16 protein-coding genes are annotated in these 21,231 nt (G+C 56.4%); 12 read left to right on the top strand and 4 right to left on the bottom strand.

The window, feature by feature from the left end:
• The 4 genes from IH971_00970 to IH971_00955 form a co-directional block, all read right to left on the bottom strand.
• A complete protein-coding gene (locus IH971_00970) occupies positions 1-3,456 on the bottom strand; it encodes a T9SS type A sorting domain-containing protein (protein ID MCH7496409.1) in 3,456 nt (1,151 codons plus the stop codon).
• A 110-nt stretch (positions 3,457-3,566) separates the two neighbouring features.
• Complete coding sequence (locus IH971_00965; GenBank protein ID MCH7496408.1) at positions 3,567-6,686, bottom strand: TonB-dependent receptor; 3,120 nt, start codon at positions 6,684-6,686, stop codon at positions 3,567-3,569.
• Between the two features lie 605 nt (positions 6,687-7,291).
• On the bottom strand, positions 7,292-7,774 hold the full coding sequence (locus tag IH971_00960; protein MCH7496407.1) for a nucleoside deaminase: 483 nt from the start codon (positions 7,772-7,774) through the stop codon (positions 7,292-7,294).
• An 83-nt stretch (positions 7,775-7,857) separates the two neighbouring features.
• Positions 7,858-8,382: a hypothetical protein gene (locus IH971_00955; GenBank protein ID MCH7496406.1), complete on the bottom strand. Its 525-nt coding sequence runs from the start codon at positions 8,380-8,382 to the stop codon at positions 7,858-7,860.
• 336 nt (positions 8,383-8,718) lie between these two features.
• On the opposite strand from IH971_00955, the gene pruA reads away from it, so the two are divergent.
• From pruA to IH971_00895, 12 genes are all read left to right on the top strand, one after another.
• Entirely contained in the window at positions 8,719-10,263 is a 1,545-nt protein-coding gene (pruA, locus tag IH971_00950) for an L-glutamate gamma-semialdehyde dehydrogenase (GenBank protein MCH7496405.1), read from the top strand.
• A gap of 79 nt (positions 10,264-10,342) precedes the next feature.
• On the top strand, positions 10,343-11,302 hold the full coding sequence (locus IH971_00945) for a carbamate kinase (protein ID MCH7496404.1): 960 nt from the start codon (positions 10,343-10,345) through the stop codon (positions 11,300-11,302).
• 39 nt (positions 11,303-11,341) lie between these two features.
• Positions 11,342-13,843, top strand: coding sequence for a DUF3883 domain-containing protein (locus tag IH971_00940; GenBank protein MCH7496403.1), 2,502 nt, complete (start codon positions 11,342-11,344; stop codon positions 13,841-13,843).
• 10 nt (positions 13,844-13,853) lie between these two features.
• Positions 13,854-15,023 carry an ADP-forming succinate--CoA ligase subunit beta gene (gene sucC, locus IH971_00935; GenBank protein MCH7496402.1) on the top strand — a complete coding sequence of 390 codons (1,170 nt, stop codon included), beginning with the start codon at positions 13,854-13,856 and terminating at the stop codon, positions 15,021-15,023.
• The gene (gene sucD, locus IH971_00930) at positions 15,020-15,895 is read left to right on the top strand and encodes a succinate--CoA ligase subunit alpha (GenBank protein ID MCH7496401.1); all 876 of its coding nucleotides are present in this window, start codon (positions 15,020-15,022) and stop codon (positions 15,893-15,895) included. The genes sucC and sucD overlap by 4 nt, the downstream gene beginning before the upstream one ends.
• Positions 15,895-16,323 (top strand): nucleoside-diphosphate kinase, encoded by a 429-nt coding sequence (gene ndk, locus IH971_00925; GenBank protein MCH7496400.1) that lies wholly within the window; start codon positions 15,895-15,897, stop codon positions 16,321-16,323. The genes sucD and ndk overlap by 1 nt, the downstream gene beginning before the upstream one ends.
• Before the next feature lie 19 nt (positions 16,324-16,342).
• The gene (locus IH971_00920) at positions 16,343-17,131 is read left to right on the top strand and encodes an SPOR domain-containing protein (GenBank protein ID MCH7496399.1); all 789 of its coding nucleotides are present in this window, start codon (positions 16,343-16,345) and stop codon (positions 17,129-17,131) included.
• Positions 17,132-17,181: 50 nt separating this feature from the next.
• Positions 17,182-18,381 carry a hypothetical protein gene (locus IH971_00915; protein MCH7496398.1) on the top strand — a complete coding sequence of 400 codons (1,200 nt, stop codon included), beginning with the start codon at positions 17,182-17,184 and terminating at the stop codon, positions 18,379-18,381.
• Between the two features lie 100 nt (positions 18,382-18,481).
• Entirely contained in the window at positions 18,482-18,994 is a 513-nt protein-coding gene (locus IH971_00910; protein MCH7496397.1) for a DUF177 domain-containing protein, read from the top strand.
• Positions 18,995-19,004: 10 nt separating this feature from the next.
• Complete coding sequence (gene rpmF / locus IH971_00905) at positions 19,005-19,187, top strand: 50S ribosomal protein L32 (GenBank protein MCH7496396.1); 183 nt, start codon at positions 19,005-19,007, stop codon at positions 19,185-19,187.
• Positions 19,188-19,202: 15 nt separating this feature from the next.
• Complete coding sequence (gene plsX / locus IH971_00900; protein MCH7496395.1) at positions 19,203-20,240, top strand: phosphate acyltransferase PlsX; 1,038 nt, start codon at positions 19,203-19,205, stop codon at positions 20,238-20,240.
• Entirely contained in the window at positions 20,221-21,231 is a 1,011-nt protein-coding gene (locus IH971_00895; protein ID MCH7496394.1) for a ketoacyl-ACP synthase III, read from the top strand. Before plsX ends, IH971_00895 begins: the two co-directional genes overlap by 20 nt.

Here is a 21,231-nt window from a genome sequence, read left to right as displayed (position 1 = left end):
CTAATACCTGACCAGAATCTGCTCTTCCTGAACGATGGCCAACTTAAGTATCTTGGTGCCCTCGTCCATCTCGATATGGGCAATGTAGATTCCACTTGCCACGGGGAAGTCGGCCTGGTTCGTCAAATTCCACTCCATATATTGGGTCGGGTCATCCTTTTCCAAGACCTTGACCATGGTGCCGCCCAGATTGAAAATCCGGATGGTGGCCTTCGCTGGCAAGTTGATGAACTTCACCCATTTCAGATCCCGGCTGGTTTCCAGGATATGGAAGCCGTAGTAGGGATTCGGGAAGACGTTGATTTTATCCAAGTCGACCGCTACCAGGGAGTCCCTGGAGGAGGACGCCGGGGCCGTGAAGGTGAAGACATCGCTAACCCCGTTGGGCTTGGTAGTTGTGATCCTGATGATGGACCCCTCTTCAGGCACCAGCTGATTGACAGTGGACCTGAAGGTGGCGGGATCGGCTACCGATCCCCCATTCCAGTTTACGAGCACCGAGCGGGCGATCACCTCGGCACCATCATAGGCGTATGAACCCCCGGGAGGTTCAGCAGTGGGAGGATCAGAAACGAGGTCGAGAGACGCCACAAAGGCATCATACCCGGCCGTACCGGCGGAAAAGTCTTCCGGTCGTAACCAGTAGATCCAGGGGGTGAAGGGGTCATTATCGCCACCGGATGCCGAATGGTCGTTGGGTTCCAACGTATATTCGTTGCAATTCAAGCAGTCACTGCCCACGGCGTCCAGTTCCAGGAACCATGGTATCATCCGGTAGTCATCGGTGGCATCATCCGGTGTGGCCAGGCCGATATTCCACAGTTCGAAGGGCACCGTTACCACGTTCCCCGTGGTAAAGGCCTGCACGGCATAGCTGCCTTCCACCGTGAAGCGCATCTCGAAGTCGAAGGGCACCGCCCGGTCGAAATTATCGCCCCGCATGCTCCGCGACAGGAAGGAAGCATAGCTGCCCCTGCTCCCACTTGCGATCCCCAATGAGTTGTCACCAGTATGGAAGAACCACTTGCCTAGGCCCACCTGTTGGCCGCCAGTCTCGGGGGGGATCGCACTGGTTGGCCTAAGACTGGGAAAGCCCTGAAAATCTGCGGCTGCCCCTTCGGGTGGATCGATGACTCCCGCAGCGTTGGCCACCATTTCGAAGTTCTTGAAGTCGGGGGGCGGCCCCTGTACCGCCACCTGTATGCCGTCCACGATCAGCTGCGACACATCGGTAGTTAGATCCTTGGCCTGCGACTGATCTGCGAGCTTCACCTTGCCGGTGGTGAGGTCGGTGAGGGTCCAGAGGGTCTCACCAAACGTGGTGGAATTGGTGTCCTCGTCCACTGCGAAGGTCACCTGATAGTCATGGTCGTTCAGCGCCGACGGATCAATGACCAGAGCCTGGACAACACCATCGCTGGCGCCGGCTTTGTGGGTCACCGCCAGTTTGGCACCCACATCGGCTCCCAGTGCCATGCCAAGGTCAGGCGTCTGAGGGGTAATGGTCGCGCGTGACAGGCTCCCTTCCAGGTGCTTGAAGGGCGGCACTACCGCTCCAGGCGCATCCGAGAGGGTATCATAGACGGAGTATGCACTGACACCAAAGAAATAGGGGATATCGTTTGACATCGGCCGGTTGCGTATGGCATCAAAAGTCAACAGCAGGGAGCGGCTGATGCCCGAGTCGGTGCCTTCCTGGGCGACGATCTCCAGGTCAATGCCCAGCTCCGGGCCGGGGATCAATTCAAGGACCGTTTTGATGCCGTTTATTACGTCAAAGGAGGCAATCTTGAGACCTTCATCCGGGGTAGAGCTTGCAGAGGGCAGCTGGAAAACATTATAGCCCTCAAAGACCATCCCCCGGGACACGGCATCCTCAGTCAGGGCAACGGCGGCAAGGCTGTGTCCCCAATAGAGGTTGACGGTACCGTCGCCGCCATAGCCGGTCACCTGCGGTCCCGCAGGCGGGGCCCAGAGTTCGAAATCGTTGTCAAATGCCAGCTGGGCAAACTTGTCAACGTCCCGCAGCTTTGCCAGCGAGCTCAGGGCGTCGCTCCCCATAGCAGCAACCAGAGCGATCACCACGGTCTGCGTATCGCCAAGAGCCATACTGAACGGGCCCGAGGTCATGGTGAGCCGCCGGTCGCCAGGCGGGAGGAGCACGCCGTCAATGTCGCCGGTACCCGTCTCCGGAATGCCGGCCAACGTAAACTTGGTAGCATTGCCTTGATCGTCAACCCACACCTCCTGCGTGGGATACTCAGGCCGCGGCAGGAAGCCCTCCATCAAGTTATACCACTGCAAAGTTCCATCATATTTTGCCAGATCCGGGTCGCTAATCGGGGACCCGGCAGCGAAGTAGTTGAAAACCGTCATGCCCAGCGTATCGCCATCCACGATGGGTCCCTGCAGGAAGTCATAGCCACCGGCAGGCACCGGCAGTCCAAATTGGCCTAAGAAGACACCGTCGGTAGCATTGCCGTTGTATACGTAGCCCAGGGACAGGGTCGTGTCGGAGCCGACAAAGTCGTCACCGAAATCTCCCAGGTCGGGGTCGGACCATTGCGTAAAGTAGACGGTGTCCAGTTTGGCATCAACTCGACCATTGATGAGGCCGGTGTAGATGATTTTGGCCTCCTTGAACATCATGTTGCCTAACGGATTGGTGGTGGCAAAATCGTATTCCCAGATGGTGAGCTGCATTTCCATACCAATGGGCGGCGAGCCGTAGGAAGTCTCCGAGATACTGTTTAAGGATCCATCTTCGTCCAAAATGGGCAGGTCATTGACCACGGTCCAGACGGTTTGCGATGCGCCCGGGAAGCCGGGTACATCCACGGTGGGATCATAGACACCGTTACCATCCACGTCCTCGAAGGGTGCACCATCGCCTACGGGCCAGTTGTTCCAGTCGTAGTCGTACTGGTCAAAGACTTCGGCAACATCCGCATCCGTAACGCCCCCAATGGCTTTCACGAAGAAGCTGGCGGCGTCGGCGGTGAGATCGGCCGTGGCGTAATCAGACCGCACGCGCCAGAGGTGCCGTGTGGTAAAATCTTCGGACCCCGTAACGACACCATTGGCATCATATAGCACTTTGCCCGCCTTCAAGCCGGTAGCATAGGTGGAGCCATTGACCCGTAGGCGCGGAATCTCGCCGTCGTCCACCTTGACACCCCACAGCATGCCTTCAGCGAATATGAGACCAGCGGTACCCTTGGGGTACTCGCCAGCCGACCCGGAGGCGCTGAGGGTCCAGTCGAAGAACGCGTCCCGGTCCAACCAGATGGTCAAGTTGTTAATATTTACGATGCTCGCATTGGGGCCGTTGGGTCCCATACTCCTGTAAAGCCTGGACGACCGATCCGACCGGTTCGTGCCCGTCTCCTTCGCCAGAGCCGGAAAAGCCACAGCCAGACCCAGAACTGTCGTAAGAATCAAGCGGCTAGTCTTCATTATTGCTCTCCACCTTTATCCCAAATTGATTATGGACAATCATTTTTTTTTGCGTTCAAATTCGTCGGGCCAGATTCTTCACCTGGCCCGATCGAACTTGCCATTCAAGCCTAGAATGACACCTCAAGGCCAAACTTGATCTGGCGCGGTCTTCCGAAGAGGTCAAGGCCAATGTCAGCAACAAAGTGCTCGCGATGCTCAAGATTAACAACGCGATAAAGCTCTTCATAGACCGGACTGTTATTGGCCAGCAGTTTTTCGCTCAGCGCTGGGGTTGTGAGGAACCCATCGTCGAAGGCATCACCGGTGCGGTTGTACACGTTGATGATGTTCTGCTGGTTAAACAGGTTGTTGATGAGCAGGTACGCATCAAGTTTGACGCCCCCGAAGTTGAGACCCTTGGTCACCCTCATGTCCGTCAGGAAGACCCAGGGGGTCACCGAAGCCCCAAGGGGCTCTATGGGCTGCCTGCTGCGCGGGTCACTCTCGTTCAAGAGGCCACCCTCGTCCGGCCCCCGCTGTGCGCCACTACCCGTTGCCCGGGTGTAGGGGTGGCCGCTGTTGAAGTTGAACAGCAGGTTGATGGCGCTGCTGGCCAACAGGCCGCCCTCACCGGGGCCATAGCGGTAATCCAGGTTAAGCGTCCCCTTGTGGCGCTGCTGAAAGGTCAACGGCGAGATAAGTGACGGCGCCGAGAGACCTGTGTTGCTCAGGTTGCCAACCGCAGAGTTAGGGAACGAGTTGGTGCCGCGGGCATCGGTGAAGGTGTAATTGGCCAGCACCTGAAGGCGGCCAATCCGCCGCGTGGTCACGGACAGCTCCACGCCGGTGGCCACCGAAAAGTCACCATTTATGTAGGTCGTTGACGTTGCATCGACGCCGTACGTGTTCTCCTTGTCGACACCTATGTCACCCAGCCTCGCCAACACGAGCTGGCCGGTGGTATTGCGGGTGAAGGCGGTGACATCCACGGCCGCATCGTCGACGAACTGATAGGATAGGCCCACTTCGTATTGGGTCGTTATCACCGGCTCAAGGTCAAAGCCCAACGGATCGCGGATGAAGTTCTGGCCATTCAAAGAGGTGGCCATATCCGCGCGACCTTTGTACGGCAGCCCCAGATCCGGGAGCTGGGCAAAGACCCCGTACTGGAGATGGAAGACCGATTTGTCCGACAGCGGGAAAGCCAGACCAAGCCGTGGCTGCACGACGGCAATGGGCTCGGAATCTTCCAGGCCGTCTTCGTCAATGTACCATTTGCCCTTGTTGAATTTGGGATTGAACGGGTCTACGTGCGTAAAATCGTTCAGGTCCAGAATATCATAGCGCACGCCCACATTCACGACAATGTCATTCATCTCGATCTTGTCATTGATATAGAGCGAGGTGGTAGTTGGATGCCGCGGACCATCGATATCCGAGTCGCCAACCTCGTCGCCAAACTCGTCGTAACCAATGTTCTTGACAAACGCTCTGCGGATCGCAACCCGGGCTGCTTCAGTCTTATTCTCGATGTCAGCTTCCGTTAGCGTCGCGATCTTAGGATCCAGCTGTCCGTTGATGGTTTCAACCCCGAGGAACCGGTAACGGCGGATGGTATAGGTGCGCGCATCAAAGCCGAGCTTGAGTTCATGTGCACCCACCTGGCTGTTCAGCCCGAGGCCAAAGCCGATGTAGCTCTGACCGAACTTGCTGGGGCCCGAGTTTGCAAAACCGGGCGTCGCCAGATCTCCGGCACGGGCAAACTCAAAGTTCTCGATCAGGTAGGGCCGCTCGAATGAGAATGGCCCAGTGAAAGCGCCGGACCAATCTTCGCCGTACTTATCCATACCCATAGCAACAACCTTTGCCGAGTCGCCCCATGCCTGCCCGTCCATGAATGATTCGGGCTTGCCGAAATTGCGATCGTAAAATTCGCGCGTGTAGTCGAAACTGTTGAAATTCAGATTAATCAGCGTCTTGGCCGACAGGAAGTAGGTCAGCTTGCCGGTGATCAACGTGCTGGCTTCATCTCGCAACGTAAGACGATTCACATTAAACAGATTTCTGATTGGCAAGCTGTTAAGAATGGTTTCGGATGACGTGTTGCTAAACGACACCCGAAGAATCAGGGGATTAAAGTCAAACAACAACGTACTGTTGATGGTGGTTCGGTCGCTTCTGCGTCCCTGAACCAGGCCGCCATCCCACGCGATAAACACACTGTCTTCCGTCAGTTGTCCCCCGGGGACCCGGTCAAATAGAGCGCCTTCGGAATCTGGGTACAGGTCCAATCCACTGATATTCGCCCCATTCCAGAACTGGGGCGCGTAATCGTCGGTCCCAATGGTCTGGTAGGCGCCAAAAAAGCGAATTTTTGAAGTTATGGGGCCGCCCAGAGTGACGGTTGTTTCACGGCCGCCATAATCGTAGGTATCGCCACCCGACAGCACACCGTTGAAGGCTTCCGCCAGGCCTTCCGTTTCGAACAGCACCGAACCGCTCAAACTGCTGCCACCTGTTTTCAGCTTTTGCTGAACGATTCCGGCATTCGCGCCGCCGATATCCGCAGAGTAGCCACCCATCTGCAGAGAAACCTCTTCAATTGCATTCGGGATGGCAGTGCCAAGATTAAAGGCGCTGCCGCCGCCATTATTGACATTATTGCCGCGACCGCCCAATTGGGTCACGCCGCCGACAAACAGGGAGCGCACGGGCGCACCTTCGATCTCGTAACCGACCTCATCGGGACGGCTGCCCCGGATGTGCAGCATATCGTTCTGGAGGACCACGCCTGCCTGCGTGTTCCATATGTCCTTCACGTTGCGGGTAGCGAAGTTTGCAATCTGATCGGAACCCAGGCTCCGTACCGCGCTGGTGGCATTGCGGATGATGAGCGCCCGCTGAGCGACCACATTGACAGCCTCAGTCTGTATGGCCTGCGCTGCCAGCGCCACATCGGTCTCCGTCGTCAACCGACTCAAAACGCGCAAATCGGTCAGGCGAATTGATTGATAGCCGATGTAACCCACGTCCAACGTATAAACGCCCGGGTCGATACCCAAAATGACGTATTTACCATCTGCGTCCGTGGCAGCACCAAATGATGTGCCTTCCACCTGGACATTGGCGCCAACCAGGGGATTACCCGTGGACTCGTCGGTTACCTGCCCGGCAATTTTTCCCACTTCCTGACTGTACAGAAATATTGGGACAAGAAATATGGTAGCGATCTGCAGTATTCGGTTCATGGTCGCTCCTGCGGCTTTATGATTGAAAGGTTGGAAAATATTTGCGGAGGCTAAAGCCGGACCGTTGTCCGTCATCCTGCTCCGCCCGGATCAGGGTCGAATCAGGTAGCTGGTCCCCGCATGCGGTTTGAATTTTAAATTTTACCAGCATTTTTGGCACGAATCCCACTACCTTCACTAAGACTCTCCTCCATTGAGAACTTACTTAGTTAACCGCCCTGTGAACTTATTCTTATCGGCAAAGTCGCCTAGCCACACCGAGTATACAACTGAATAAACGGTGAGGCAAAGGAAAAGTTGATCTGTATCACATTTCGGACTTTCATTGATCCTATCTGCGCGGCTCTAGAAGGCACATTTCTCATCGGAACGAGAGTATGATTAGGCAACCGTGTTCCCCTGACATTTTTTAGTTTCTCCAGTGAAATTCCCGCTCAAACCGTCACAGTAACACCCCGGGTCTGGGGGCCCATGCAAGGGGCCCAAGAGCACCAGATTTCCGCGCAGAAGAATAAAGTTTTACACATAAATATCGAACGGACTAAAGTATAATGGAAGCGTTATGGAGATTCAGACAGAGAGGTCTTAGATCACCCATCCAGGAATCAGTAGACTTCAGCCAAAGTCTGTGCCTTCCAGTCCTCCAGCAGCTGGCGGCATTCAGCCCGCAGGATATCCGCTTCGAGGCTGATGGACAGCCCGGCCAGCTCCCGGAGCAGCAGGTTGTGAATAGGCAGCTCGTTGAAGCCCAGCGCCTTGACATCTTCTATCCGGGTGCCCGCAAATATCTGCCCCATGCGCGCCCAGTGTATAGCGGCGAAGCACATGGGGCACGGCTCGGAGGTGGCATAAATGACGCAGCCTGACAAATCGTGGCTGCCCAGAGTTCGGCTGGTTGCGCGGATGGCATTCATCTCGGCGTGGGCTGTAGGATCGCGCTCCTTCAGGACGGTGTTGTGCGCAACGGCGAGCACCTCGCCGTCCCGTACAATGCAGGCACCGAAAGGGCCACCCTCGTTCCGGACAAACGCCTGCCTGCAGTCCTCAAGGGCCAGGCGCATAAACTTGTGGTCAGCGGCGGAGCTCATCTCCCGTCACTCCTAATATACTATAACTAATAATACTATAGTTGTGTGGCCGCCGTGCATTGAACTCCGGCAATTAGCCTACTCTACTTTCTGCGATAATGAATTTTCCAGTTCACATTCCAGCTCATCCCACCATCCGTCGACGCCTCCCAATTCCAGTCCAATTCGTCCTGCGCAATGTTGTGCCACACCATACGCTGGATCACCGGCGTGCCATCTGGCCTGACAGCATCCCGCGAAAAGATCATTTTGCCATCGACAAATTCACCCACAAAGTCCAGGTAACCCCCGCTATTGTCCACCCAAGTCTGTTTCCATTTACCCTGGCGCTCAACATAGACCGAATAGCTCTTGCCAATGAGCGGCATGGAGGGCGTGCCATCAAAATTTTCAGCAATCACCATGCTGTCCAGGATAGCCGTGATCGTATTGGTCCCGCTGCCACTATCTCCCCAGGTGAGCTCCCACTCGCCCAGCCAAAAATCGAACTGGCTCGCTGCCGGGGCTTTCCGGTTGGAGACCGTACCCCGTTCGGGTGCGGCGCAGGCGAACATAGCCATTGCCAATGAAAGCAGCCACCAGCGACGGATCGTTTTCGTGTCATGCATCATTAATCCTGCCTGTTTGGTTATGCCGCCCTGCGCAATGCTGCAATATAAGGCTGCGAAATTGCGGGCAACAGATATCAGTTTGCAACCGGCCTGCAGCTACCGGTAACAACCCGGCGCGTGGACTTCCAGGCGGCCCCGCCCTGCAAGGCATTGCCACTGCCCGATCAATATTTATGCCCGCTGTTGGAGGCTGACTGCGCTGGCACGCCCTCCATTTGCCTTGATTGAAACTGACGGCAGAGTCTAACTTTTGCGGCTGAGGTATTGATCTGGTACGGGGCGGTGATGGCCCGGTACCGCGATGTCGAACCCTAATAGGAACAAGAGCGTCATATGACCCCCTTTAAGAATTTGCCCGTCAGACATTTCGACCAGGACAAGGACATTGGCGCTGTAGCGGCTGAACTAAAGCGGCTGCAGTCCAGAGCCGGCCAGAGCTACCCCCTCATCATTGGTGAGCAATCGTTCACCAATGGCAGCCAGCTGCGTAGCACCAATCCCGCCGACCCCGATCAGGTACTGGCCCTATTCCAAAAAGCCACCCAGGCCCAGGCCCAGGCAGCCATCGAAGTTGCCAGTCATACTTTTAAAACCTGGAAGGAGACCCCCGCTCAGCGGCGGGCGGATATCCTGCTCCGGGCCGCCGAAATTCTGCGCCGACGCCGGGATGAAGCCGTTGCCACCATGGTCCTGGAGGCCGGAAAGAGCTGGATTGAGGCTGACGCAGACTTGGCCGAAGCTGTCGACTTCCTGGAATACTACGCCCGGGAGGCACTGCGCTATGCCCAGCCCCAGCCGATAGTCCCAACTGATGGTGAGGAGCTGGACCTCTTCTACATCCCTCTGGGCGTGGGCGCCGTCATACCACCCTGGAATTTTCCCCTTGCCATCCTCACCGGCATGACCGCAGCCGCGATTGTTACCGGCAACACGGTGGTACTCAAGCCTGCCAGCGAGACCCCTCTCACGGGACAGCTGCTGGCGGAGGCCTTCGCAGAGGCCGGCCTGCCCACGGGGGTCCTTACTTACCTGACCGGCAGTGGCGGGGAGATCGGCGATTTTATTGTGGAGCACCCGCAGGTGCGATTCATCGCGTTTACCGGAAGCATGGAGGTGGGCCTAGGCATTAACGAGCGGGCGGCCAAGGCGCGGCCGGGTCAAATCTGGATCAAGCGGGTCATCGTTGAAATGGGGGGCAAGGATGCCATCGTGGTGGACAGTGATGCCGACCTGGATGCTGCCGCCGAGGGCATCGTCGCCTCAGCCTTTGGCTACCAGGGCCAGAAGTGCTCTGCCTGCTCGCGGCTCATTGTGCATGAGCAGATCTACGAGCCGCTCATCAATAAGGTCGTTGCCTTGGCCGAGGCCATCAACGTTGGTGCCCCGGAGGACCGGCACCAATTTATGGGCCCGGTCATCAACCAGGCGGCGCTGGACAAGGTCCAGGATTACGTCGAGATCGGCCGCCAGGAGGGCCACCTGCTCACGGGCGGCGAGCGCATCGGCGACCAGGGCTACTTCCACCAGCCCACCATCATCGCGGACATCAAGCCCGATGCCAGGCTGGCCCAGGAGGAAGTTTTCGGGCCGGTGCTGGCGGTGATCAAAGCCCAAGACTTTGATGAGGCCCTCGCTTTTGCGAACCACACCATCTACGGCCTCACCGGGGCGGTCTACAGCCGCAACCGGGATCACCTGGAGCAAGCCAAACGCGCCTTTCACGTAGGTAACCTCTATCTCAACCGCAAATGCACCGGCGCTATGGTGGGGGTCCACCCCTTCGGCGGGTTTAACATGTCCGGCACAGACTCCAAGGCTGGCGGGCCAGATTATCTGGGGTTGTTTCTCCAAGCCAAATCAGTAGCCAGTAAGGTCTAGGTGCGCGGACAAACTGGCGTCGCGATCTTAAGCGTTGCAGCCGGCCCGCCTGGCCCTGGGTGGCACGCCCGAACCTCTCATGGGCACAACACTGCTTACCAATAGCACGGTCCTGCTCGCCTTGGGCGGAAACGCTTTGGCGCCGGACGCTACCACCGGCACCATCGCCCAGCAGTTCGCCCAGACCCGGGCCGCCCTGCACGCGGCGCTCCCCTTCCTGAGACGGGGTCACCGCCTGGCAATCGTGCACGGTAACGGTCCCCAGGTGGGAGACGAACTGCTGCGGGGGGAGCTGGCCGCCGATCGGGTTCCGCCCCTGCCCCTGGGCCTCTGCGTAGCCGCCACCCAGGGGACTATCGGCTACATGATCGAGCAATCACTGCAAAACGCGCTCATGGATGAACAGATTTCACGGGAGGTGGTAACCATCATCACCCAGGTAGTGGTAGACCCGGCTGATCCGGCCCTCAAGCGCCCCCTAAAGTTCATCGGCGACCGCTATTCACAAGAGCGGGCTGAACACCTGGCTGAGCGTTTCGGCTGGTCCATCGCCGAACAGGAAGCGGGGGTCTGGCGCCGGGTGGTGCCCAGCCCGAAACCCGTCCGCCTGGTCAACGGCCGCTCCATCCGTCATTTGGTCGAGCTAGGCTCCATCGTTATCGCTTCGGGGGGCGGCGGCATCCCCGCCTTCGTCATGGAAAATGGCCATTACGAGGGGGTGGATGCAGTGGTTGACAAGGATTTGACCGCGGCGGTTCTGGCAGAGGATATTGGGGCTCAGGAGATGTATATTCTCACCGATGTACCGGAGGTCTATCTGCATTTTGGTAGCGACCGCCAACAGCCCATCCGAAAATTGTCATTGCATCAGGCGCAGGATTATCTGGATGCAGGCCACTTCCCCGGTGGCAGCATGGGGCCCAAAATGGAGGCCGCGATGCAATTCCTCAAGGCCGGCGGTGAGAAGGTTGTGGTGACGAATATCGAATCGATGGAGCAGGCATTAGCGGGTGAGGCGGGAACGACCGTTGTCAGATAAGAGGCTAGCTGTAATTGAGAGCTTTCAACAATTGAAGAGTTGGAGGTAGATACAACGACTAACCACGTTAATAGGAAGAACGTAATTGAGGATATACGGAGTGATATAGAGGTTTCAACGGGAACCCGTACGTGGCAGGATAATGTGAGCGCGTTAAAGTTGATATCCGAGGTAGTGTTTACTCGAAGCTCGGGTTTTGTTCTCGAACTAATTCAGAATGCGGAAGACGCTGGTCTAGGCCTAAACAGTCCAGGGACATTTGAAATACGGGTCAACAAAGACAGAGTAAGAGTTTCGCATAATGGACGTCCCTTCAGCAAACAAGATGTAAGCGCCATCTGTAGCATCAGGTCTTCCAAGAAGCCAGAACAGGGTACATTGGGGTATTTGGGTATTGGGTTTAAGTCCGTTTTCAAAATCTCTGATTGTCCCGTGATTTGTTCCGACGGATTTCAATTCAAGTTCGATAAAAATTACTGGGATGATCCCACTAAGAATCCGTGGCAGGTCATACCGATTTGGGTTGATGACCCACCCAAGGAAATAGATGCCGAATTGACAACTTTCATTATTCCCTACAGGGAAAAAGCGTATTATTCAAGTTTGGTTGGAGAACTGGAGAAACTCAGTAGTGAGCTATATTTATTTCTACGCTGGTTAAGAAAAATAGTAGTAATAGATGAGGTTTCTGGGCGATCATGGACCCTCGAGAATATTGGGGAGGACGAGGATGGGATCACTACCCTCAAGCATGACAATGAGGAGGTGAAGTTCAAATTCTTTCGACGGACCGTAAAGGTGCCAAATTCGGTGAAGCAAGACCGGTTAGCACAAGATTATAGGGCTAATGTTACAAAGAGAGAAGTAGCGATAGCTTTTGCGCTCGATGAGGAGGGTAACTTGGCGCCGTCGGAAGCGGGAGCAATGTATGGAGGAGTTTATTCTTTCTTACCATTGGGGGAGGCCAGGAGCGGAGCAAAGTTCCCAATTCAGGCAGACTTCCTCGTTCAGCCGGGCAGAGATGCGATTAACTATGAAACCAAATGGAACCACTGGTTGGTGGGGGAAGTGGTTGATCTTTGCAAGGAGGCAATAGAGTACTTCAAGAATCATGATAGGTGGAAATATCAATTTTTCCCAGTGTTCGAATTCAAGAAGTCTGAGGGGCTAGAATCATATGATGAGTTATTTGGGCCTAAGCTCATAGAACCTATCGAAAAATTCTTGGAAGAGAATGATTGCGTGCCGACTAAAGATAACGGGTGGGCCAGACCCGAACAGGTGGTGCGATTGACAGAGGATGACGAGGCAATAGATGATCTTGTCGATATGGGTTTATTCTTGGAAGATGAGATGGCCTCAGCATTCGGTGGACGACAAGAACTTAAGTTTGTTCATCCCAAGGTGCTTGACTGCGAATCCAAGCCGATCAAGAAGGTGGATCGTTGGAATATACTCCATGACCAAAAGTTCCTAGAAAATAAGAGCAACACACCTGATGCGGGTGATTGGTTTAGATCACTCTATCTCTGGCTCAATAGTCACCCGTTTTACGGAGAGCCTTATTCTTATTATAGACGAATCAGAAGAAACACTATGGCATATCATAACTATAATTTTATATTAACAAGCGATGGTAAACTCCTTAGGGGAGGGGATGTCTCCCTCATGGTCAGAATCTTAGTAGACCCCATATTCATGGAGATGGCGAACAAGTTGAAAAGTTCCAAAGCCATGCTACATCCTGATATCCTATCGAGGGCGGTTGATGAAGATGAATCAAAAGAGGTTCGAGGTTTCTTGACCGGCCTAACGGGGGTGCAAGTACTAGATGAAAAGAAAGTTTGCAAGGAGGCCATACTTCCCAAGATTCTGGTCGATGCTCCTAAGCCTTCACAAAAGGAACTTCTCGACTACACAATTTTGTGCCAGAAAATTCTCGGAAATGAAATAGACGAGGAATTGGAAATTTGGATTCTCACAAAACAAAAATCCGTGAAGGCATCCAAGGAAGTGTTATTTCCTAAAGAGTTCCAGCCTGAACACGACTGGGAAACCAACAAACAGTTCGTCTCTGGCCTTAGTTTCATAAGTCCGAGATACATCAAAGGTAAAGCTGATTCTGACCAATTGAGGACTTGGCGTGAATTCCTCAAGGCTGGTGGTGTTAAAGATTCTCCAGATAATGGTGTAGAGGAGTTTGCCATGAGCTTTGCTAAAGGAACGTTGAAAACCAAATATCAGAAAGTGGAAGTTGTTGATAAGAGAAACTTTGGCTATGACATTGAGGCAGTAGCCAAAGATGGCAGGAAGGTACAAATAGAGGTCAAAGGTAAGAGTTCTGATGTTGATGTTGAACTAACGGAGAATGAGACCGAGGCAGCGGATAGATTTCAAGAGACATATTACGTATGCGTCATCTCATCCATACCTGAGAACCCTACCATGCACATGGTTCAAAACCCAGCTAAACCTGGCGTAGGAAAGAAAGACAAACTGACTATTCCTGTCAACATTTGGAGGTCCGCCCGGTGGACATAGGAATAAGGCAATGAAAATTCACGAGTACCAGGCCAAGGCCATCTTCAGCGAATACGGGGTTCCCATTCCTGAGGGTTACCCCGCATTTTCAGTGGCTGAGGCCGTGGATGCCGCCAAGAAAATTGGTGGCCGGGTGGTGGTAAAAGCCCAGATTCATGCTGGTGGACGGGGCCAGGGCGGCGGGGTCAAGCTAGTGGATAGCCCGGCTGAGGTACGCCAGGTGGCGGAAAAAATGCTGGGTATGCAGCTGGTAACCCATCAGACCGGGCCCGGCGGTCAGGAGGTGCGTCGTCTGCTCATCGAAAAGGCCACCCCCATCGCCCGGGAACTATACGCCGGCATTGTGCTGGACCGGTCCAGTGGCCACTTTGTGATGATGGTATCAACCCAGGGAGGCATGGAAATCGAAAAGGTAGCCGCCGAGACGCCGGAACTCATCGTCAAGGAGTGGCTCGATCCATCCGGGGGGCTGCAGCCCTACCAGGCCCGGAAGCTGGCCTATGCCCTGAAACTGGACGGCGACCAGGTGAAGCACGGCACCAGTACGCTGCAGGCGTTGTGGCGCGCGTTCTTGGCTAACGACTGTTCTCTGATGGAGATCAATCCGCTGGTTGTGACCGAGGACGGCCTGGTCATGGCGCTGGACGCCAAAATCAACTTTGACGACAACGCCCTATACCGCCAGAAGGCGCTGCCGGAGTTGCGCGACCTGAGTGAGGAGGACCCCCAGGAGGTGGAGGCCGACAAGTACCACCTCAACTACATCCGGCTGGATGGTAGCGTGGGCTGCATGGTCAACGGCGCGGGGCTGGCCATGGCCACCATGGACATCATCAAGCTGCATGGCGGAGAACCCGCCAACTTCCTCGATGTGGGCGGGGTGGCTAATACCGAGACCGTGGCCAACGGCTTCCGCATCCTGGTGAATGATGAAAAAGTAACCGCTGTGCTCATCAATATCTTCGGCGGAATTGTGCGCTGCGATCGCATTGCGCAGGGCGTCATCGATGCCCTGAACGAGGTGAGTGTCAGCATCCCGATTATCGTGCGCATGGAGGGCACCAAGGCCCCCGAGGCGCGGAAACTGCTGGCGGACTCCCCCCTGGAGTTCTTGGTGGCCCAGACCTTGGAGGAGGCGGCCGAGCTGGCCGTGGGCGCCGCGAAAGGGGGCCGGGCATAAGCATACTGGCAGGCAACGACACCCGGCTCATCGTGCAGGGCATCACCGGGAGTGAGGGTTCGTTTCATACCGAGGAGATGGTGGCGTATGGCACCCAAGTTGTGGCCGGCGTCACCCCTGGCAAAGGGGGCCGGCAGGACGCTAACGGCGTCCCCATTTTCAATACGCTGGCCGATGCCAAGGACGCCACCGGCGCCAACGCCTCGGTAATCTTTGTGCCACCACCCTTTGCCTCGGACGCCATCATGGAGGCCATCGCGGCCAACCTGGAGCTCGTGGTCTGTATCACTGAAGGCATCCCCACTTTTGATATGGTGCGGGTCAAGGCCGCCCTGGACCAAAGCAGCACGACGCTCATCGGCCCCAACTGCCCCGGCGTCATCAGTCCGGGAAGGTGCAAGATCGGCATCATGCCCGGCTTTATTCACCAGCCCGGAGGCGTGGGTGTGCTTTCACGCAGCGGGACGCTCACCTACGAAGCTGTCTTCCAGTTGACCGAACTGGGCCTGGGGCAATCCACGTGCATCGGCGTAGGCGGCGACCCCATCATCGGCTCCACCTTTCTTGCTCTTCTGAAGCTCTTTGCCGAGGATGACGGGACGGATGCACTGGTTCTCATTGGCGAGATCGGCGGTAGCGCCGAGGAGGAGGCCGCCGATTGGGTGCAGGAGACCGGCTTCAGCAAGCCCATCGTCGCGTTTGTTGCCGGCCGCACGGCCCCGCCGGGCCGTCGCATGGGACACGCCGGGGCCATCATTGCCGGCGGACAGGGCACCGCCCAAAGTAAGATGGAGGCCCTGCAGGCCGCGGGCATCCATGTGTGTGAGAGCCCGGCGATGATCGGCCAGACCATGCAGCAGGTCCTGGGTTGATGGGCAGCAACCGTACCCTGGCCATCATCAAGCCGGATGCCATTCGCGCCCGGACGATGGGCAAGATTATTGATCGCATCCTGGAGGCGGGGCTCGAGATTCGCGCTGCTAGACTGTTGCGGCTGACGAAGGCGCGGGCCGATGAATTCTATGCCATCCACCGGGGCAAGCCGTTTTTTGACGAGCTCACCACGTTCATGTCGTCCGGGCCGTGCTTCCCCATGGCCCTGGAAAGGGAAGAGGCCGTGGAAGTCTTTCGTACCCTTATTGGAGCGACCGATCCGGCCCAAGCGAATACCGGTACCCTCCGCAAGGACTTTGCAACCAGCGTAGGCGAGAATGCGGTGCACGGCTCAGACAGCGATGAAGATGCCCAGAAAGAGGTTGCATTCTTTTTCACACCAGAGGATATTTTAGGTCACCTCTAAGATCATAAGGGGTTCTATTGTGTCACACCGCACCAAGTTTCTGATTCTGCTCATGCTCTTGTTCGCATTCAGTTGCGACAAACTGCCGTTTGGGAAGAAGGAGGTCCAAACCATTTATGTCGGCGAACCAGAGACCATTTTGGCAGAGGGGCCCGAAGACGCTTTTGATGTGAGCTATCGCTGGGACCTCGTGGACTACCCCGATGAGAGCACGATTGAGCTTGATTTTTCCCCCTTTGTCAATTCCTGGACCTTCACAGCGGATGTCGTCGGGGATTACGCCTTCGCAGTGACGGTGATTTCCGACGGTGAGGAGTTGTCCTATCAGGAGTTCCGCTACATTGCCCTGGAGGACACCACCGCCTTCATGCGGGCGCAACCCATGGCTGATGCTCCCCCGGACACTCAGCCTGAGGATACTGCCGATGGCACTGCACCCGAATCGGTAACCCTGGCGGCTCCCACACCGGCCAAATCGCCACCGGCTCCCAGCATCTCTCGCGCCAAAGTCCCCCGTAAGAAATATCGCGGCAATATCGTCGCGGGACATTTCACCATCCAGGTGAGCAGCTGGAAAACTCCGCAGCAAGCCCAAAAGGTGATGCAACAGGTGGCGCAGGAAACCGGCTACGACGCCTATATCCAGCGGGTTCGGCTGGAATACAGGAACGAGGTTTGGTGGCGGGTTCGCGTTGGCGACTTCACATCTCTGGAGGATGCCAAAATGTTACAGGAGGAGATTATTGCGACCTATCCCGGGACCTGGGTTGATAATCTGCGCAAAGAAGATATCGATCCCACGTTGTAGCCTGCAGTGAAGTCCACTGTTATCCAGCCATAGCAAGGAGAAGCCTGGCCGTGTTTGATCCTGAGACGCTGCACTTTAACATTCTGGACCTGCTGAGCGCCCCTCGCCGAGCGTTCAAGGGGAAAAAGATCTGGGCCCAGCTGATGGGGCTGGCGGCGGGGTATGCCGTCTACGTTTTGCTCACCTACACGGCCATGTGGTTGGATGGCACCGCTCTATCTGCCGCATGGGACCGGTTCGGTATTTATCCATTTTTCAACTTACACGGCAGCTGGCTCGGCAGCACCCTTGCTTGGGGCGTTTACCTCCTGGGCGCAGTGCTCTGGCTGCTGATCGCCATGCTGTCGGCCACCGCCGTTGCCCGCATAACCTACAAGGAACTCAAGGGCGAGCTGTTCTATAGTTTCAGGGATGGGCTTGCCTATACCCGCAACCACTGGCGGGCGGTAGTCTTCTCCCCGGTAGCGCTGGTCCTGCTGCTGCTATTCATCATGCTTATGGCCGGGGTTATGGCGCTCATCGGCAGGCTTCCCGTACTGGGCGAGGTGATTTTTGTGGGTCTCTACCCGCTCTATTTTGCCGGGGCTATCTTCGTACTCTACAGCGTTGTAGTGCTGGCAGTCATGCTCCTTTACTTGCCAGCCATCGTGGCTCTCTGGGAGGAGGACGCTATGGGCAGCACATTCCAGGCCTACAGCATCACCTGGAATCAGACTTGGAGAACGGTGGTGTATTCAACCCTGATAGGGCTGCTTGCGATTGTGAGCGCCGCGCTCTACGGCTGGGCTCTTACCGCCGGCTACCACTTCATCAACTGGGTGTTTGGAGCCCCCTGGCTCATGGGCGACAAACTAGCCCCTCTGATTGCCAAGGCCGAATCGATCGTCTTCTCCGGGTACAGTAGCTTCTTCGCCTACATACCTGGCCAGCTGGCTCCCGCATCACCCCTGGCCAGCGGTGTCGAACTCGCCACCCTGAGCGGCTGGCAGTCGCTCATTGGCAGCCTACTCGCTGTCGTGCTGGTGTTCATTTACGGATCAGTGTTTGCTTACGCGTTGTCTGTGATCAGTGTAGGCCAGACCCTGTCCTTTCTTAGCTTCAAGTATAGAATCGACGACGATAACCTGCTGGAGAGGCGAGATGAAGAGGACCTGGCGGCAGAAACGGAAGACGGTGAGCCGGTGGGCAAACTGGAGGAAGGCAATGATGTCACTGCTGCTGCGGATAATCCACCAGCTTCCGATGATTAGCCTGTGCGCACCCGGACGGCGGCTGCTCGTTCGCTTCGTAGGCAGCACTGGCCCAAATGCTTATTGTACAGCAAATAGGCTATTTCTAACTTAAGCGCTTATGAAAATCTACCGCAATGAGTTGCAGGACGTGGCAGATGAGCGGGTGTTCCGGGAGTCCCTGGCCGACATCGGTATTTTCGATCTGGGCCCCTCCGATACGCCCATCCTAGTTACACTGGTGGCGTCGCCCCAGGGCAAAGACTATGTGCTCCATGGCCAGGTGACCGCAGAGCTCCAATTTGACTGTGACCGGTGCCTGGGGCCGGCGCGGCAGTCAATCTCAGGATCGTTTCGGGCACTGCTGGCGCAGGAGTGGCGACCTGGGCTGCGCGCCGATGACATTGCGCTTCCGGTTACTCCCGCGACCCACCCGGAAGTGGACCTCGGGGGCATCACAGCTGAAGTGATTTACCTGGAGGCTGCCGTGAAGGCGCTGTGCCGGGAAGACTGCCGGGGGTTGTGTCCCAGCTGCGGCATAGACTTGAATCAACAGGCGTGCGACTGCGCTGGCCATGGACCGGACGAACGCTGGTTGGCACTTCACGCGATTAAACAACAATTGGAACAGTAAGCAAGGAATTATGGCTCACCCGAAACGGAGACACTCCCATAGTCGCTCAGCCAAGCGGCGCACTCACTGGAAACTGACCCCCGCGCAAGTGTCCGCCTGTTCACAGTGCGGGCAACCGAAAATGCCCCATCGCGCTTGCGCGAATTGCGGCTATTATCGTGGGCGACCCCTTATTTCGCCCAAACAATCCTAGCCACTCGCGGCAACCGTGAGGTTAGCTCTCGATGCCATGGGTGGCGACCTTGCCCCCGAGCAAATGGTCAAGGGGAGCTTCGAATACCTGCGCGAAACGCGGGACGGAGATATATCTGTCACCCTGGTTGGACAGCGCGACTTGCTCGAATCGGAAGTCGCCAAATATCCATTTGATCACTCCCGTCTGCAGATCATCCACGCCGACGAGGTTGTCACCATGCACGATCGGCCGGCACGGATCATCAAGACCAAGCGAAACTCCTCGCTGGTTCGCGCTGTGGAGCTGGTCCAACGGGGTGAAGCCGATGGTGTTGTCAGCGCTGGCAATACGGGCGCAGTGTTGACAGCCTCCCTTTTTCTGCTCAGGCCAATTCCCGGTGTTCGCCGCCCGGCTATCTGCCCGATGATTCCCACTGCCCAAGGCGGCTTCCTGCTGTGCGACGCGGGTGCCAATGTAGACGTGCGTGCCATACATCTGCTGCAATTCGCCCTGATGGCCAAGGCCTACGCCACCCTTAGACTTGACAATCCCCGGCCACGGATCGGCTTGTTGAACATCGGGACTGAACCGGGCAAGGGAAACGAACTGTCTCAGCGTGCCTATGATCTGCTGCAACTCCATGTGGACAATTTCGTAGGCAATGTTGAAGCGCGTGACATCTTCGCTGGGGTGGCTGACGTGGTCGTCTGCGATGGCTTTGTAGGTAACATCATGCTGAAGGCAGCAGAGGGTATGGTGGTTCATGCCGTCAAATGGGCCCGCGACAGACTAAAGCGGCACCCCATCTTCCAGCTGGCACTGCCCCTGATGCGCCCTGCCTTGAGGGACCTTGGCCGGGAGCTGGATTACGAAGAGCACGGCGGTTCGCCGCTCCTGGGGGTCAATGGAGTCTCGATAGTGTGCCATGGCACGTCCAGTGCCAGAGCCATTAGGAATGCGCTGAAACTCACGGCCCAATGTGTTTCAGAAAACCTGGTCGACACAATCCGGGAGGGTATTGAGGCCCACATGGACATATTTGAGGAACGGCATGCCGTCACGACTTCGTAGAACAGCCAAAATTACCGCCACCGGCAAATATCTGCCCGAGCGGATTCTCACCAACAAGGACCTTGAAAAAATGCTGGAGACCACGGACGAATGGATCGTCTCCCGCACGGGCATCCGCGAACGGCATCTGGTCGCTGAGGGGGAAGCCACGTCGCACATGGCCACCCATGCGGCTCAGGAAATCCTGCGCAAGAAGGACTTGGATCCCAATGAAATCGACTGCATTATCGTAGCCACCGTGACCCCCGATATGCTGCTCCCGGCCACTGCCTGCCTGGTCCAGAACAACTTGGGGGCCAACCGGGCCTGGGGCTTCGATCTTAGTGCCGCCTGCACTGGGTTTCTCTACGGCCTGGAGGCCGGTGCACGGATGATCGAATCGGGTAGCTACTCCAAAATCCTGGTTATAGGGGCCGACACCATGAGTTCCATCATGGACTATACAGACCGGTCCACCTGCATTCTTTTCGGCGACGGTGCCGGTGCTGTGCTTCTTGAGCCCAGTGAGGACGGGAGCGAAGGGATTATGGACTCGATCCTAAGATGTGACGGTTCAGGAGGCGACTACCTGTATTTGGAGGGCGGCGGCAGTCTGTATCCCGCAACTGCCGATACCGTGGCCAAGGGTAAGCACTACCTGAAGCAGGATGGGCGAGCAGTGTACAAATACGCCGTGAAATGGATGGCCGAGATGGCCGCTGAGGTGGCCCGGCGTAATCAGCTCAGTAACGGCGACATCCGCCTGTTTATTCCCCATCAGGCAAACCAACGGATCATCGACGCCTGTGCCCAGCGGCTGGGACTGAATGAAGACCAGGTGCTGTCCAACATTGAGCGCTACGCCAACACGACTGCCGGAACGATCCCGCTCGCCATCGCTGACGCGGTCGACCAAAAATTGCTGAAGCCGGGCGACAATGTCCTTCTGGCCGCGTTTGGTGCCGGATTCACATGGGGTGGCATGTATGTACGCTGGAGTGAGGCGGTTTAG

It is taken from the genome of Candidatus Neomarinimicrobiota bacterium, assembly GCA_022560655.1.
GTDB lineage: Bacteria > Fidelibacterota > Marinisomatia > SCGC-AAA003-L08 > TS1B11 > JADFSS01.
This window is presented reverse-complemented; position numbering and strand designations above follow the sequence as displayed.

Bases quoted from the DNA above. Each gene is read 5' to 3' on its own strand.
- IH971_00970 (MCH7496409.1), bottom strand. From the start codon at position 3,456: ATGAAGACTAGCCGCTTGATTCTTACGACAGTTCTGGGTCTGGCTGTG.
- IH971_00965 (MCH7496408.1), bottom strand. From the start codon at position 6,686: ATGAACCGAATACTGCAGATCGCTACCATATTTCTTGTCCCAATATTT.
- IH971_00960 (MCH7496407.1), bottom strand. From the start codon at position 7,774: ATGAGCTCCGCCGCTGACCACAAGTTTATGCGCCTGGCCCTTGAGGAC.
- IH971_00955 (MCH7496406.1), bottom strand. From the start codon at position 8,382: ATGCATGACACGAAAACGATCCGTCGCTGGTGGCTGCTTTCATTGGCA.
- pruA (MCH7496405.1), top strand. From the start codon at position 8,719: ATGACCCCCTTTAAGAATTTGCCCGTCAGACATTTCGACCAGGACAAG.
- IH971_00945 (MCH7496404.1), top strand. From the start codon at position 10,343: ATGGGCACAACACTGCTTACCAATAGCACGGTCCTGCTCGCCTTGGGC.
- sucC (MCH7496402.1), top strand. From the start codon at position 13,854: ATGAAAATTCACGAGTACCAGGCCAAGGCCATCTTCAGCGAATACGGG.
- ndk (MCH7496400.1), top strand. From the start codon at position 15,895: ATGGGCAGCAACCGTACCCTGGCCATCATCAAGCCGGATGCCATTCGC.
- IH971_00910 (MCH7496397.1), top strand. From the start codon at position 18,482: ATGAAAATCTACCGCAATGAGTTGCAGGACGTGGCAGATGAGCGGGTG.
- rpmF (MCH7496396.1), top strand. From the start codon at position 19,005: ATGGCTCACCCGAAACGGAGACACTCCCATAGTCGCTCAGCCAAGCGG.
- IH971_00895 (MCH7496394.1), top strand. From the start codon at position 20,221: ATGCCGTCACGACTTCGTAGAACAGCCAAAATTACCGCCACCGGCAAA.